15 protein-coding genes are annotated in these 16,279 nt (G+C 33.4%); 10 read left to right on the forward strand and 5 right to left on the reverse strand.

What is annotated here, in order from left to right; all coding sequences use genetic code 11:
• Positions 1–16: 16 nt before the first annotated feature.
• Entirely contained in the window at positions 17–1,006 is a 990-nt protein-coding gene (locus CVD18_RS04665) for a DUF6695 family protein (RefSeq protein WP_103864283.1), read from the forward strand.
• Here the strand turns inward: CVD18_RS04665 and apaG are convergent.
• The 3 genes from apaG to CVD18_RS04680 all read right to left on the reverse strand — a co-directional run bounded on the left by apaG (position 1,003) and on the right by CVD18_RS04680 (position 3,894).
• Positions 1,003–1,389 (reverse strand): Co2+/Mg2+ efflux protein ApaG, encoded by a 387-nt coding sequence (apaG, locus tag CVD18_RS04670; protein ID WP_103864284.1) that lies wholly within the window; start codon positions 1,387–1,389, stop codon positions 1,003–1,005. The two genes, CVD18_RS04665 and apaG, sit on opposite strands and share 4 nt — an antisense overlap.
• A 1-nt stretch (position 1,390) precedes the next feature.
• Positions 1,391–2,545, reverse strand: a complete 1,155-nt coding sequence (locus tag CVD18_RS04675) for a DUF3667 domain-containing protein (protein ID WP_103864285.1) — start codon at positions 2,543–2,545, stop codon at positions 1,391–1,393.
• An 80-nt stretch (positions 2,546–2,625) separates the two neighbouring features.
• Positions 2,626–3,894: a DUF5103 domain-containing protein gene (locus tag CVD18_RS04680; RefSeq protein ID WP_103864286.1), complete on the reverse strand. Its 1,269-nt coding sequence runs from the start codon at positions 3,892–3,894 to the stop codon at positions 2,626–2,628.
• A 231-nt stretch (positions 3,895–4,125) separates the two neighbouring features.
• On the opposite strand from CVD18_RS04680, the gene CVD18_RS04685 reads away from it, so the two are divergent.
• From CVD18_RS04685 to CVD18_RS04725, 9 genes are all read left to right on the forward strand, one after another.
• Positions 4,126–5,481, forward strand: a complete 1,356-nt coding sequence (locus CVD18_RS04685; protein WP_103864287.1) for a Na(+)-translocating NADH-quinone reductase subunit A — start codon at positions 4,126–4,128, stop codon at positions 5,479–5,481.
• Positions 5,482–5,485: 4 nt separating this feature from the next.
• Positions 5,486–6,712 (forward strand): NADH:ubiquinone reductase (Na(+)-transporting) subunit B, encoded by a 1,227-nt coding sequence (locus CVD18_RS04690; RefSeq protein WP_103864288.1) that lies wholly within the window; start codon positions 5,486–5,488, stop codon positions 6,710–6,712.
• A 3-nt stretch (positions 6,713–6,715) separates the two neighbouring features.
• Positions 6,716–7,471, forward strand: a complete 756-nt coding sequence (locus tag CVD18_RS04695; protein WP_103864289.1) for a Na(+)-translocating NADH-quinone reductase subunit C — start codon at positions 6,716–6,718, stop codon at positions 7,469–7,471.
• A gap of 3 nt (positions 7,472–7,474) precedes the next feature.
• Positions 7,475–8,167 (forward strand): NADH:ubiquinone reductase (Na(+)-transporting) subunit D, encoded by a 693-nt coding sequence (locus CVD18_RS04700; RefSeq protein WP_103864290.1) that lies wholly within the window; start codon positions 7,475–7,477, stop codon positions 8,165–8,167.
• A gap of 73 nt (positions 8,168–8,240) precedes the next feature.
• Positions 8,241–8,957, forward strand: a complete 717-nt coding sequence (nqrE, locus tag CVD18_RS04705; protein ID WP_103864300.1) for an NADH:ubiquinone reductase (Na(+)-transporting) subunit E — start codon at positions 8,241–8,243, stop codon at positions 8,955–8,957.
• Between the two features lie 4 nt (positions 8,958–8,961).
• Positions 8,962–10,272, forward strand: a complete 1,311-nt coding sequence (gene nqrF / locus CVD18_RS04710) for an NADH:ubiquinone reductase (Na(+)-transporting) subunit F (RefSeq protein ID WP_103864301.1) — start codon at positions 8,962–8,964, stop codon at positions 10,270–10,272.
• A 112-nt stretch (positions 10,273–10,384) separates the two neighbouring features.
• The gene (locus tag CVD18_RS04715; RefSeq protein WP_103864291.1) at positions 10,385–11,263 is read left to right on the forward strand and encodes a DUF4846 domain-containing protein; all 879 of its coding nucleotides are present in this window, start codon (positions 10,385–10,387) and stop codon (positions 11,261–11,263) included.
• 38 nt (positions 11,264–11,301) lie between these two features.
• Complete coding sequence (locus CVD18_RS04720) at positions 11,302–11,679, forward strand: Na(+)-translocating NADH-quinone reductase subunit F (protein WP_103864292.1); 378 nt, start codon at positions 11,302–11,304, stop codon at positions 11,677–11,679.
• A 6-nt stretch (positions 11,680–11,685) separates the two neighbouring features.
• Positions 11,686–12,684, forward strand: coding sequence for an FAD:protein FMN transferase (locus CVD18_RS04725; RefSeq protein ID WP_103864293.1), 999 nt, complete (start codon positions 11,686–11,688; stop codon positions 12,682–12,684).
• An 85-nt stretch (positions 12,685–12,769) separates the two neighbouring features.
• On the opposite strand, the gene CVD18_RS04730 is transcribed toward CVD18_RS04725, so the two are convergent.
• A complete protein-coding gene (locus tag CVD18_RS04730; RefSeq protein ID WP_103864294.1) occupies positions 12,770–15,841 on the reverse strand; it encodes a CHAT domain-containing tetratricopeptide repeat protein in 3,072 nt (1,023 codons plus the stop codon).
• Between the two features lie 12 nt (positions 15,842–15,853).
• On the reverse strand, positions 15,854–16,264 hold the full coding sequence (locus CVD18_RS04735) for an integrase core domain-containing protein (RefSeq protein WP_255409415.1): 411 nt from the start codon (positions 16,262–16,264) through the stop codon (positions 15,854–15,856).
• Between the last annotated feature and the right edge of the window lie 15 nt (positions 16,265–16,279).

Consider the following 16,279-nt stretch of genomic DNA (forward strand, 5'->3'; position numbering starts at 1 on the left):
TTTAAATTAAAAAAAATTGGATTATACAGGTAAAATAATTTCACTTGCTTATCCCGATACTTTTGTAAAGCACTCAGATGAGTCTTCTACAAAAGTGCTGTTAGCTTTTGGTTTGGGTAGGCGTAATTATATTAAAGCAGGACATGCTGCTTTTGTGCTTATTGATAATAAAACGGGTAAGGCAGAATATTATGATTTTGGAAGGTATATTACTCCTCAAGGATATGGTAGGGTAAGAAGTGCGATTACAGATGTAGAGCTAGAAATTCCTTTTAAGGCCGTTTTTACGCCAGAACAAAAATTAGCGAATACCGAAGAGTTTTTGCTTTGGCTAGAAGCAAATCCTGATAAAACTCATGGAGATGGTAGGCTGGTAGCTTCTGTATGTGACTATATCAATTATAAGGATGCAAAGGATTTTGTGCTATCTGTTCAAAATAAAGGGAGCATTCTATATAAAGCATTTGGAAAAGAAGGAAGTAATTGCTCAAGAATTGTAACAGATACTATCTTGGCAGGTACAGATTATGCAAAAATAAGAAAGCCATTATTGCGAAATAAATTGTTTACACCTAGTCCCCTAGGAAATGTGCAAAAAGCAGCCGCAGGAAACCCATTGTATCAGGTGGAGCAAGGAAAAGTAAATGTGTATCCTGGATCAGTTTTTAGAGAGAATCTTACTAATTATTTTGATAAAAATATTCCTGATTTTAAAGGAGAATCTTCTGTAGATGCAAAAGAGGTTTTAAAAGAGGCTCATTTTCTTTCGGGTACAGGGAGTAGTGCTTATTTTAGATTAGATCAATCTATAGGAAATGATATTTTTGAAGTAAAAAGATACACAGCTAGTGGTCAAAAAGATTTTAAAGGTCTTTTTAAAGCTGTAGAAAATAAGTTTGATAGCACTAGGAAATATAATTTTGTGTATGATTCTAATTGTAAATATTGCCATATAGAGCAAAATGGTAGAAAAATACGATTAGAACTTGTAAGAAGAATTGATTAATTAAGGGCAAAAGGAGCACTTAATTTAAAACGAGGAATTGTAACTTTAAATCTTCTGGTAGACGTAAAGTTTACCATGTTATAATGTCCCTGCATAGCGCCAAAAGGAGAACTTAATAAACAGCCGCTATTATAGGTGTGAGATTCACCAGGTTTTAATACTGGTTTTTTGCCAATAACGCCTTCTCCTTCAACTATCTCGGTGTTGTTTAGTGCGTCTCTGATCTCCCAAAAACGAGAAGTGAGTTGTACAGAATCTTTGCTTTGATTCTCTATGGTAATTCGATAACCAAAGGCAAAATGAATCTTATGGTTCTTGTAAAAAGTACCTTCGAAGGTGGTGTCCACCGAAATTTTTATGCCTCTGGTAATTTGCTGTACCATATTAAAATATAAAGACCGATCCTACAATAGTTAATATAGAACCAATGCCTGCTAAGATAAAAAATAATATATTTACTAACAGAAATTTAACAATAGTTTTTCCTCTTCTTTGATTATAAAATTTTCGCATTGCCTTATATAAGTAAAATAAAAAGACAAGCATTGCAATCCCGAACATGCTATTGATGTTAGTAATTTTGGTAATCAAAATAGAAAAACCTATTACGATAAAGAACATGGTTTGGGTGTGAAATATGAACACAAGGTGCTCCATGTAGTTAAAAGGTCTTCTGGCGTATAAAAGCCACATGCTTAAGGCGAAAAATGGAAGGAAGAAGAATATTATGAAGGGTAGTTTGTTGAATATAAACTCAAAAAATTCTTGTCCATAGTTTTCTTCGATTGATTTAGTTTTTAAAACTCTATGGTAAATGTATTTGTTGAATTGGTTTTTGTTATGTTTCAGTTCTGATAGAGCTCTATAAGTAGATGTTTCTTTTGTTTTCTCATAATGATCATTATACATAGACCATAGCCTGAAGCCTCTGTTGAAAAAGCTAATGCTATCTATTTGTTCTTGTGAATAATAAGTGACTTCTTCGGGTTCGAGTTCTTCATCATTCAATAAGGGGAGTTCTTCTATCTTTAAGATTTCATTGCTGATTGCTTCTTTATTAGATGTAGGAATTCCTTTAGTTGCCAATATCTGATTGCTAATTTTTTGCTTTAACGAATCATCCATTGTAATGTTTTCTTTGATTGCGCTAACAGCATCTTTTCCAATATTGACTTGGCCTTCGACCTCTGTTCTGAAACCATCAAAATCAATGAATAAACCATTAATAATAAAAAAGATAATAGAAACACTCAGGTAAAATCGAAAAGGATTGGCGTACTTTACTCTTTTACCTTGAATATATTCTTTAGAGATTTTTCCTGGTTTAAAGAGTAATGCTACAATAGTATGTCTTAAACGAGAATCATAAGAAAATATACTGGCAAAAAACTCGTTAAAAAAATCTTTAAGCGATAGTCTTTTGTTGGTGTTAATTTGACCACAATTATGACAATATCTATCAATAAGATCTAATGGCACTCCACAATTAAGACATTCATTACCTCTGTACTCTTTTAAGAATCTCCCTATTTCTTTCATTGTTCTTGGCTGATGATGTTTTCTAAAGGGGCTAAAAGTAATAGTATTTTATTACAATCTAAAAAACCAAGGGAATATTCCTAGTTTGTGATGGTAGAGGAGTTTCCTGTGCCTTTTCCTATAGCTCTGTCATAGCGCGCTCCAGGGGCTCTGTAGTAGGGGATCACGGTGTATTCATTTTCTGTTTCATCAAAATTACCACTAATAAATCCTGGGTCTATGGTTCCATCTGGTTTTAAAAGAACATACTTATAATTATAAAATCCTTGTTTAAAAAGCCTTTTGTTGTAGTACAATCCATTTTCCTTATTGTATTCAAGAAGGGTAGAGTCGTCCAGATGATAATTGTTGAAATTCCCATAGAGGTGAATTTCCCCACCATCTAAAGGTTCATAACATTCTAGAGAAAAGTGCATCCATACATAGTCAGCTTCTACAGAATTGTCATCAGCGTCAAGATTACGAATGACAAAATTACCATTAATGTCAGGGTTGTAAGTATATCTGCGATTAGCTCTTACAGTGTTGGTGTATAGGTAGTTATGGTAAATATCTTTAAGATCGATGCTTCTTGTGCTTGTATTAGATGCTCTTACGTCTTTACTATCAAAAAACAGATATTCATTACTGCCCCAAAAACTGGATTCTTGGTCATATTTGTAAACTAATTTATCTGCGATAGTGAATTGAGGAGTTAAATTTGTGATAGAGTAGTTTAGGTTGTTGTTTTGAATAACTAAAGTTTTTATGTTTTGTCTAGGGTTTCTTATGATTTGACTAGGAGAACTAATTTCAAATTGAACAGATTGTTTGGTGTCAATAAAATCTAAATTCCTAGATCTTTTAGTGTATACTTTTACAGAAGAAAGAGGTTCGTAGATGATAAATTTTCGTGAGAATACAACCTCGTCATAATCATCGTATACCTCAATGATATAGTTGCCACTTACTTTAAAGCCTCTAGTATCTTCATTTGGGATGCTTAGCCTATAATGACTATACATTTGTAAAGTATTGAAAGAGTTTTCATAATTGAGAATTCTGATTTCATCAAAACCATTTAAATATTCGTTTTTGTATAAAGAAGAAGGAGACCAGTTAAAATTGCAATGACGAATTCTATAATAATAATCTGCCTCATCACCGTTGATATCATCAAAAGAGAGTTTTAATGGTTCTCCTAGCTTAAGAATAGGTGTGCCAGAAAACTTAGTATCAGTGTATAGACGAATGGTTCTTATGTGATTGGCTGTAGGGGATATGTTTGCAACTGGTTGAGCAAAAAAGTAATAAGGAAAGAAGAGTGTGAAAATGTAAAAAAATAGTGGTCGTTTTGATCTTACAGGCATGATATGATGATTGTTGGATGTAAATATAGGTAAAAAGCACTCGTTATAAAAAACAGATTCAGTACAGGGTTTATTGTTTGTTTTACTTTTTTTGTCTTTAAAAATTAAATTCAGTATTCTTTATTTAGAAAGAATATAAATAAAAATCTTATACCAATACCAGCTTTCAGGTACGTGTTTTAATTAGTAAATTTGCACGATTTTTTTAGTTAATTAACATAGACTACAAATATGTCAAAAGACATTCGTATCAGAAAAGGCTTAGACATTAAGCTTGTTGGCGAAGCAGAGAAAGTTACTGCAAATGCTACCAGAAGTAATGTTTATGCAATAAAGCCTGACGATTTTCACGGTATAGTGCCAAAGGTTATTGCTAAGCAGGGCACAGAAGTTAAAGCCGGCGAACCACTTTTTCACTCAAAGTCCAATGAAGAAATGCTGTTTCCTTCTCCCGTAAGCGGTGAGATAGTAGAGATTGTACGTGGAGCTAAGAGGAAAATTTTAGCTTTCAAAGTACTTGGAGATAAAGAGCAGAAGTATGCAGACTTTGGAGTAAAGGACGTGAATTCAATGAATAGAGATGAAGTAAAGTCTCATCTTCTACAATCAGGTTGCTGGCCTTTTATCAAACAACGCCCTTATGACGTAATTGCTAATCCAGAGGTAGCTCCAAAAGCTATTTTTGTCTCTGGTTATACTACAGCTCCATTGGCTGCGGATAGTGATTATGTACTATCAGGTAAAGAAAATGAAGTTCAGGTTGCAATCACAGCGTTGAATAAATTGACAGATGGAGAAGTGCATGTGTCTGTTGGTAAAAACAGCGATTCACCTCTTTCAGGTTTAAACAACGTAACAACTCATACTGTTTCAGGGCCACATCCTGCAGGTAATGTAAGTGTACAAATAGCAAATGTAGATCCAATTAATAAAGGAGAAGTTGTATGGGTGATAAACCCGCAAGACTTGGTTGTTATAGGAGAATTGTTGTTGACAGGTAGATTTAATGCCGAAAGAGTAGTTGCATTAGCAGGTTCTTCTGTTAAAAACCCAAAATATTTTAGAACAAAAATAGGAGCAGAGGTGTCTTCTGTAGTGTATGACTCAGGAGTAAATGATGAGGGTAATATAAGAGTTATTAGTGGTGATGTGCTTACAGGGGAAAATGTAAAGCCTGATGGTCACTTAGGGTATTATCATGATACCATAACGGTTATACCAGAAGGAGATGATTATGAATTCTTTGGTTGGAATAAGCCTATCTTTAATAAGATATCACCATCAAGAGCACTTACTTTTTCATGGTTGTTTCCTAATAAGAAATATGATCTTGATACAAATACAAATGGAGAACATAGAGCTTTTGTAGTAACAGGAAGTTATGAAGATGTGTTTCCATTTGATATATATCCTTTACAATTATTAAAAGCGTGTGCGGTAAATGATCTGGATGCGATGGAGCAACTAGGTATGTATGAAGTGGCTCCCGAAGATTTTGCTCTTACAGAGTTTATATGTGTGTCAAAACAACCACATCAGCAGATTATAAGAGAAGGATTAGACCTAATGTTAAAAGAAATAGGATAGAGCAATGGGATTAAAAGATAAATTACATAAACTAAAACTTAAGTATAAAGATAAAAAGATGGCCCCTGCATTCAATGCAATCCATACGTTTTTATACTTACCTAATGAGACAACGCATTCTGGCGCTCATGTTCGTGGAGCAGATGATTTGAAGCGGACCATGAATACTGTTATTATGGCGTTGTTGCCATGTTTGATATTTGGTATGTTTAATGCAGGATATCAACACCATGTAGCAGCAGGAGAAATTGATAAGATAAGCAACGGTTTTTTTAGCCCAGAATTTTGGTCTTTTGCGAACCTTACGGTAGGATTATGGAAAGTGTTGCCACTAGTCATAATTTCTTATGGAGTAGGACTTGCTGTAGAGGTTTTATTTGCAGTAATCAAGAAGCATGAGGTAGAAGAAGGATATCTTGTAACAGGAATGTTAGTGCCATTAATTGTGCCAATAGATACTCCATTATGGATGTTGGCAGTAGCAGTTATTTTTGGTGTAGTAATAGGTAAAGAAGTGTTTGGAGGAACAGGAATGAATATTCTTAACCCAGCATTGACTATAAGAGCATTTTTATTCTTTGCATACCCTACTTGGATGTCAGGAGACAAAGTGTGGGTGCACGGTGCAGTAGAAAGAGCAAGTGAGATTGCAGGAGGAGCAAAATTAGATGCTATATCAGGAGAAACAGTACTAGGTAGTTTAGCTCAAGGAAAAGAAATCTCGTATTCAGTATCAGATATGTTCTTAGGGTTTATACCTGGCTCAGTAGGAGAGACTTCTGCAATATTAATTTTATTAGCAGGACTATTCTTGGTTTTTACAAAAATAGGTAGCTGGAGAATTATGCTAAGTGGTGTGCTAGGAGCTCTTGCAATGGGGTTAATTTTTAATGGTGTAGTGAATGCAGGGTGGATTAGCGAAGGCAGTAAATTTTATAGCTTAATGAGTACAGAGTTCTGGCATCATTTGATTATAGGTGGTTTTGCATTTGGAATTGTATTTATGGCAACAGATCCTGTTACTGCATCTCAAACTAATAAAGGAAAATGGATATATGGATTCTTGATTGGGTTTATCTCAATATTGATTCGTGTGTTTAATCCGGCATATCCAGAAGGAGTAATGCTTGCAATTCTGTTAATGAATGTATTTGCACCAACTATAGATCATTATGTAGTTCAAGGCAATATTAAGAAGAGAATGAAACGTTTAAAACTTAAAACTGCGTAGATCATGGCTATTAATACAGATAAAAATTCATATACAATTATATTTGCCATAGCAATGGTGGTAGTGGTAGGTTCTCTATTAGCGTTTACGGCATCTTCATTGAAAGACAAAATAAATGCCAATAAACGTACAGAGAAACAGCAAAATATCCTGTTTGCTATGGGAGTTACAGATGCTGAAGACCCTAATGAATTTGTGCCAGCAGAAAAAGCTCAGGAATTGTTTGATAAATATGTAGGAGATGAGCAGTATATCATTACTGGGAGTTCTGCAAAGAAAACAACTGATGCTTTTGGTATAGAAGTAAAAAAAGAGAATGATAAGGTTAAGCAAGATGCTAATTACATTAGAAAACTACCTTTGTTTATAGGAAAAAAAGAAGGACAAGAATATTATGTTGTGCCTATGAGAGGAAATGGTCTTTGGGATGCGATCTGGGGATATGTTTCTTTAGATAAAGAATTCAAAACGGTAAAAGGAGCATTTTTTGACCATAAAGGAGAAACACCTGGATTAGGAGCAAATATCAAGGAAGCATACTTTAGAGATGATTTTATAGGTGAAAACATATTAGATGCATCTGGAAACTATAAAGGAATTACAGTAAAAAAAGGAAATGCAGATCCTAAAAATGTTGATAAAAGTGATAATGAGGTAGATGCTATGGCAGGAGCAACAATCACAGGTGATGGTGTTACTGCAATGGTAAAGAAAGGAATAAAAATGTATCAACCTTATTTCGAAACTTTAAAAAAATAAGAGATGGCTGAAGTAACAGAAGAAAAAGTTAAAGCAAAAGAGCCTAAAGAACCTTTGTTCTCTAAGAAAAATAAAAAATTATTAACAGACCCATTGGCAGATAATAATCCAATCACTATTCAGGTATTGGGTATCTGTTCTGCATTAGCAATTACTGCTCAGTTAAAGCCATCCATTGTTATGGCGATCTCAGTAATCTTTGTTTTAGGGATAGGTAATGTGGTAATTTCTCTTATGAGAAATATTATTCCTTCAAAAATTCGAATTATTGTTCAGCTAGTAGTGGTAGCAGCATTGGTGATCGTAGTAGATCAGGTGTTAAAAGCCTTTGCTTATACATTAAGTAAAGAACTTTCTGTATTTATTGGTCTTATTATTACCAACTGTATTATAATGGGGCGTTTTGAAGCCTTTGCTCTTGGTAATGGCCCTTGGAAATCCTTTTTAGATGGAGTAGGAAATGCTGCAGGGTACGGATTGTTATTGGTTATAGTAGCTTTTTTTAGAGAGTTATTGGGGTCAGGAACATTATTTGGTGTTAAGGTGTTAGGAGATCCAATAGAAAAAACTGGTCTATATGCAATCGGGTACGAGAATAATGGTTTTATGGTATTGGCTCCAATGGCATTGATTACTGTAGGAATTCTTATTTGGATACAGAGAAGTAGAAATAAAACATTAATTGAAGATCACTAGAAAGTTGAAAAATTGTTAGTTGGCAGTCTAAAAACTATCAATGATTAATCATCAACTAAAAACTGATAAAAAAATGGAGTATTTAGAATTATTTTTAAAATCAATATTTATAGACAACATGGTTTTTGCATTCTTTTTAGGAATGTGCTCATACCTTGCTGTTTCTAAAAAAGTTTCTACAGCTGTTGGTTTGGGAGCTGCGGTAATATTTGTACTTGCAATCACAGTACCACTGAATTTTTTACTTGATAAGTACATCCTGAAAGAAGGAGCTTTGGTATGGTTAGGAGCTGAGTATGCTGATTATGACCTAAGTTTTCTTACCTTTATTTTGTTTATTGCTACCATTGCTACAATGGTACAATTGGTAGAAATTATTGTAGAAAAATTCTCTCCGTCATTGTATAATTCGCTAGGGATATTTTTACCCTTGATAGCGGTAAATTGTGCAATATTAGGAGGATCATTATTTATGCAGCAAAAAGAGTTTGCAACCATATCTCATGCAGCGGTATATGGAGTAGGATCAGGGATAGGGTGGTTTTTAGCTATTTTGGCAATAGCAGCTATTCGCGAAAAAATTAGATACTCTAATGTGCCAGCTCCTTTGAGAGGGTTAGGGATCACATTTATCCTTACAGGGTTAATGGCAATCGGTTTTATGAGTTTCGGAGGAATGTTGACAGGTGGAGATGAAGAGGAAAAGAAAGAATCTAAGACTGTTCAGGTAGAAAAAGAGAAGACTACAAAAAAAGTAGCCCAAAATACTAACGTTACAATACTTAAATAATATGATATTTTTAGCAGCATCTACAGCTGGAACAATAGCGATAACCATTATTTCGTTTTTGGTGCTGATTCTTATATTAGTAGGAATCTTATTATTTGCAAAAGATAAATTATTACCATCAGGACCAGTAAAGATTACTATAAACGGAAAAAAAGAAATTGAAGTTGCTTCAGGAGGGACATTGTTATCTACCTTAGGTAATCAAAAAATATTTTTACCGTCAGCTTGTGGTGGTGGTGGAACTTGTATTCAATGTGAATGCCATGTCTTAGAAGGAGGAGGAGAGGCATTGCCTACAGAAACACCACATTTTTCGCGTAAGGAATTACAACACGGAGCTCGTTTGGCATGTCAGGTGAAGGTAAAACAAGATATGAACGTTGAGATCCCTGAAGAAGTATTCGGGATTAAGAAATGGGAAGCAGAAGTAGTACGAAACTATAATGTAGCCTCTTTTATCAAAGAATTCGTAGTACGTATTCCTGAAGATATGGGGTATAAAGCAGGAGGATATATTCAGATAGAAATTCCACAATGTGAGATTAAATATTCTGATATTGATATTACTGCACACCCAGAAGAACATGAAACCCCAGATAAGTTTCAAGCAGAGTGGGATAAGTTTGGTCTGTGGCCATTAGTAATGAAAAATGCAGAAACAGTAGAACGTGCGTATTCTATGGCTTCTTACCCTGCAGAAGGAAGAGAAGTTATGCTTAATGTACGTATTGCTACTCCACCATGGGATCGATCAAAAAATGGATGGATGGATGTGAATCCAGGAGTTGCATCTTCTTATATATTTTCTAGAAAACCAGGAGATAAAGTTGTGATATCAGGGCCTTACGGAGAATTCTTTATTAATGAATCTGATGCCGAAATGTTATATGTTGGTGGTGGAGCAGGAATGGCGCCAATGCGTTCTCACTTATACCACTTATTCAAAACATTAGAAACAGGTAGAACCGTTACTTACTGGTACGGAGGTCGTTCTAAAAGAGAATTATTCTATTTGGATCATTTCTATCAATTAGAAGATAAATTCCCGAATTTCAAATTTTTCTTGGCACTTTCGGAACCAATGGAAGAAGATAATTGGAAGGTGAAGAAAGATGTTAATGATAAAGAAGGAGATGGTTTTGTAGGGTTTATTCATAATTGTGTGATCGATAATTACCTTAATCACCATGATGCACCAGAAGATATCGAGTTGTATTTCTGTGGACCACCATTAATGAATAAGGCTGTTCAGAAAATGGGAGAAGACTTTGGTATGCCAGATGAGAATATTAGATTCGATGACTTTGGAGGGTAATCTTTGATTTCAATAGTATATACATCTATAAAAATGATGTAAATAATTCACTATAAACCGGTATAAGCAATTATATCGGTTTCTTTATTTTTAAAAGTATATTTTTATACATATGAAAAAATATATTCTATCTTTAGTAATTATTCTGGTTCTATTCTTAATTCTTAGAAATACAAGTAAAGGCAGGCTGGTTATAAATCACCTAAAAGGAGTAATGACCAACACCGTTTTGGCTCCAAATTATATAGATACAGAGAAAGACTCAATCTCTACACGAGTTATTGTTCCTGATGGATATAAAAGAGTGTCCTATCCAAAAGGTTCTTTTCAAGAATATTTACGACATTATCAATTAAAAACATATGGTAGTAAGATCATAAACTATGATAATACTGAGTATTTTGCACAAAATTGGCATGAAGCTATTTTAGAGATTCCTGTTCCTTCAAATGGATTACAACAATGTGCAGATGCACTCATGAGAATGCGGTCAGAATATTTATGGAAGAAGAATAAAAAAGGTAAAATAGGTTTTAATTTTACCTCAGGGCATTATTGCTCATGGAGTAAATATGCAGAAGGGTACCGCCCCAAAATAAAAGGAAATAAGGTAACTTTTCATAAAACAGCATCTGCAAATCATTCCGAGACTAATTTTTATAAATACCTGAACCTTATTTATACGTATGCAGGAACCTTATCTATGCATGATGAATTACCAAAAGTGGCTGTAAAAAATGTTCAGATTGGAGATATGCTGGTTACACCTGGTTCTCCTGGGCATATAGAAATTGTAGTAGATGAGATTATAGACCAAAAAGGGAATAAAATGTACTTGTTGGCACAAGGTAATACCCCTGCTCAAAATGTATGTTTGCTTAAAAATTTTGAAGATACATCTATCTCTCCATGGTATAGATTTACAGAAAATAAAGCTGTATATACCCCAGGATATTCTTTTAATAAAGCTAGGTTTATACGTTTTAAATAATTTAGATTTAAAGATTAAGATGTTATCTTTGTTGCGCTATGGGGAAGATACTTACTAAACAAGAATTACATAATCTTGCAATGAATATTGTAGGAGAAGAATTAGAAAAAAAAGGATTTGAGTTTATTGCAATTAATAGTACACTCGGAAAACATCCTCAGTTTGTCTGTATAGATAAATCAAATCAAAGATACTTTGTGCTAGTCAAAGCAATTCCCTATCCAGATAATCCGCATAATTATGATGTGATCTGGATGGAGTCTTTTAAGAAACATGCGGTAGAACAAGAAGCAAAAGTGTTCTATGCAGGGGTTGGTTTACAAAATGCAGAAAGTCCAAATAAGCCAGTCTTTTTAAATGAAGATTATGTGCTAGAATATGCAGGATTACAACCTATAGAAACACATTTGAATTAACTAGTTATGAGTAGAAAAATAAGCAGTATTATAATACTGATAATAGTATGTGTTTCATGTAAAAGTGAACCAGAGGTACATCTTAATTATTCAAAAGGAGAAGCTTTTGGTACTACCTTTTCTGCTCAGTTTATAGATACAAAAGAGTTGGATTTATCAAATTCTTATGATAGTATCATAGACGTAATTAATACCTCGATGTCTACATATATACAGAGTTCTGATATTTCTAGAATAAATAAAGGAGATACCACAGTTGTTATCGATATGCATTTTGAAAAAGTGTTTACTACCTCAAAGCGAATTTATAAGGAAACTGCTGGTGTTTTTGATCCAACTATTGGAGTTTTGGTGAATGCATGGGATTTTGGTCCAAAAGGAAAAATAAAGTCTTTAGACAGTCTTAAAATAGATAGTTTATTGGGGTCAGTTGGATTGCAAAAAGTAGTATTAAGTAAAAGGCGAATTGTAAAAGAAAACCCAGATACATTTATAGATTTTAATGCATTGGCAAAAGGATATGCAGTAGATGTTTTTGCAAATTTCCTGGAAGATAAAGGGGTTAAAAATTATTTAGTAGAAATAGGAGGAGAAATTAGAGGAAAAGGAAGTAATGTAATGAAGCAAAAGTCATGGAGAATTGGGGTGGAAGACCCTAATTTTGATGATACACAATCCTATAGCAAAATATTATCTCTACACGATGAAGCAATGGCTACCTCTGGGAGTTATCGTAAATATAAGATGGATGAGCAAGGAAATCGATATGCCCATATAATTAATACAGAAACAGGATATCCTCTTAAGTCTAATTTACTAAGTGTATCGATATTAACGAATACCTGTATGGAAGCAGATGCCTATGCTACAGCTTTAATGTCAATGGGGTTAGAGCGTTCAAAGAAATTTCTAGAAACACATCCTGAACTAAAAGTATATTTTATATATGAAGATCAGGATAAAGAATTAAAAACACTTTCTGTAAATGGTTTTCCCGAAGAGTAGAAGGAAAATTAATTATCTACATGATTACCGCAATAGTACTAGCCTTTACAAATTCATTAAAACTTGTAAAGGCTGTTTTTTTATACTACTTAGTTTTTATGTGCCATCTCATGACAAAAAGTAACACCCCTAAAATAGTAATACCTAGAACCCAATACCAGACAGTAGTACTTTTAAAAGGTATAGGGGTTGTATCTCCAACCAAATAAAACCCACCCCAATAAAAAGGTTGCATGCGATTTATATTTGCAGTAGCTATGTATTGTAATTTAGCTTGTTGTAAAGCTTTAGCTTTATTCATGCCTGCTTTTAGATTCGTATAAAAGTTTTTCATTAATTCTGGGGTAGTACTATCTGATACCTCCCAACTACTTAAGACTAAGCTTTTGGTTCCCGCGTACTGAAAAGCAGTTCCTAAGCTTATAATACCTTCACCTTTTGCAATTTTACCTGAGCCAGTGTTGCAAGCACTTAGTACTGTAAGTTCTGCAGGGATATCCAACGCAAATAATTCATGACTATATAAATAATTGTCCTCTATAGAATCGTTGCTTTTTGTGAATAAAAGTTTAGAGTTTTCTGGATGTTCATTGTCTACTTCTCCATGTAGTGCCAAATGTAAAATATCGTAATTCTTAGCATTTTCCTTAAAATTAGCCTCTATTGCCTGAGAACCAAAGTAATATTGCCCATCAATAATATCGGCAATCGCTTTGATTTCTTTACGAGTACCAGGTAAATCTTCTTGGCTATCTCTTAAGGTTGCCAAACTCATTGTGTTTGTATCCAGTGTAGTAATGTCTGAAAAAGAAAAGGCAAGACATTTTTGTCGTTTTTTTGATGCGGAATTTATTGTATTCAATCCAAATAATACATTTGCCGAATTGGCATATGAAATTGCGTAATCTTTAAGTAAATAGGATAAAATCGCAGGATTATTAGATATATCTTTTTGAGTAAGTAGTAACTCAAAATTACAATGCCAAAGAGGGCCATCTGGAATCATAATAATTTCTTCTCCTACAAGTTTATCTGCAACAGGAGCAATGATTTGGTTATATACGGTATGGCTAATGCTTTTGTATTCTTGTATCTTTTGTTTAATAATCGATTCTCTAAGTTTTTTTATATTAGAAAGTAAGGTCGTTGTAGTCAATGGTTGTACCGCTATGTTGTGTTTAGAAATCGTAAATACATACGAAATACTATCTGTATAGAAATACTCTAACAATGTTGTGTTCATGTCCAGATTATTCTGAATATCATCAACAGTAAGGGGGGTGTTTTGATATTTTAATTGGTAATATTTAGGGTAATTGTTTTCTACAACGTTGGTTAGTGAATCTTGTTTTTTAGTAATATCAAATAAATGATTTTCATAAGAAGTGATCATAGCAGTGTCTTTGCTTTTCTCTGATCGTTTATTTATAATCTCTGAGGTATAAAAAGCATGTTCAGACTTTAAGTTTCTCTCTAGGTCAAGAATTTTTTTTGGTAATCCGGCAAAGTTTTTAGCGTTGGATTCTGCCAGTAACCCTTGTAAGGTGTTTGCCTTACTTTTTTCAGCATAATAAAATGCCTGTTCTAGAGATTGTTGTTGTTGATTAATTTGATATTGTAGTATATGTACTTGTATAGCATCTGTATATACCTTTTTACTTTGTTTAGCAAAAGTAAGCTTATCACTATAAGTATGTAGACGTTGTCGGATATAGCGAATCAAAGTATCTGCTTTTTTGTAGTTATTGATACTTGCTGTTAGTGCGGTTGGGTGGTTGGTGTGTTTGTATTGTTCTTGCAAAATAGTTGCTTTGCCATGTAAGCTAGCTAATAAGGCATTTGTGTCTAAGTAAGTATCAAAAGTTGTTTTGCTTTTATTGCTTAGAGTTTTATCAGGGAGCTCATTTGCAGTAATCGCCTTGTCATAATATAATAAAGCTTCATCATATTTTTTGATTTGATGATATACCTCTGCAATTTGGTTATACGATTTTGTAGTTCTAGGATGATGTTCTCCATCTGTTTGTAGTCTAATAGAGATACTTTTGTGTAGATACTCTAGAGCAATATTATATTCTTTTTGTTTAGTATATACATCCGCTATTACATTATAGGTGTCACAAATATAATAGCTGGTTTCTCCATATAGGTTTTTATGTATCCTTAAAGCTTTTTGATAGTATTTTAAAGCCATGGAATAATCTTCTTTTTTAGTATATAAGTCTCCTAAATCAAGATAAGAATACGAAGTGTTTGAATGATATTCTCCTATGGAGTTAACTCGTATTTGTATTGCTTTTTGGTAATAGGATAACGCCACATCATATGCTTCTTTTGCTTTATAGGTATTAGCTATATTATTATAAGTACGAGCTACAGCACCATGATTTTCTCCTAAAGAATAGATAAAGTGTATAAGAGCTTTTTTATAGTAAGAAATCGCTTTGGCATATTCTCCTTTATGTTGATAAATAACACTGATGCCGTTATAACATGACCCAATATAAGAATGTTTTCTTGGATATATTTTTGTTCTAATATTTAGAGTTTTTTGAATGTATTTAAGCGAATTGTTATATTGCCCTTTTCTAGCATATGCAACACTTATGTTATAATATGAGTTAGCAGTTTTATTATGATATTTTCCAAGCTTCTCAATTAGAATAATTAATGCTTTCTTGAAATAAAGTAAAGCTGTATCATGTTTCCCTTTGGATAGTTGAATTACCCCAATACTTTCATAACATAAAGCAGTATTAGGGTGATGTTCTCCAAAAGTATCTATCATAATAGATAATGCTTTTTTTTGGTGTTTTATTGCCTTGTCGTAGCTGTCTTGTCTAGCAAGAATATTTCCTATATGATGATAGCAAAAGGCTACTTCTGGGCTAGTTTTTCCAAAAATTGGAGTTCTTATCTGTAATGCTTTATGGTAGTAATCTAAAGCAAGAGGAAGTTTCCCAAGATGGTAATTGGTAGTGCCAATATCGATATAGCTGTCTGCTATTTTTTTATGCTTTTTACCAAAAGTATTGATGCGTATTGCTAGGGCTTTTTTATAATGTTGCAGTGCTTTATCATATTCTGCAAGGACATGATGTATTGTGCCAATGTTATGGTAAGAATCTCCTTGGACTTGCAAGAGAAATTCGGACAATTTTTCTAAGACCTATGCTGTATTTTTAAGTTTATAAAATTCTAATTCAACTTCTATAGGGGTTTTATATCCCAAAGAAGAATGTAATCTTTTTCTATTATACCACACCTCTATATAGTCAAACACCGCTGTTTTAGCCTCTTGTATTGTTTTAAAATTATGATGGTAAACAAGTTCTGTCTTCAGTGTTTTAAAGAAAGATTCAGCTACTGCATTATCCCAACAATTTGCTTTTCTACTCATAGATTGGGTAATTAACTTATTAGCAGTAACAACTTTTTTAAATTCTTTACTAGCATATTGAACTCCTCTATCGGAGTGAAAAAGTAAAGGTAATTCTATTGCTCTTTTGGAAGTTGCCATTTTCCAAGCTGGTACTATTGTTTGATCAGTAAACAAAGAAGTACTCAATGACCAACCTATGACCTTATTTTACTC

This window comes from Aquimarina sp. I32.4, assembly GCF_002924285.1.
Taxonomy (GTDB): Bacteria; Bacteroidota; Bacteroidia; order Flavobacteriales; family Flavobacteriaceae; genus Aquimarina.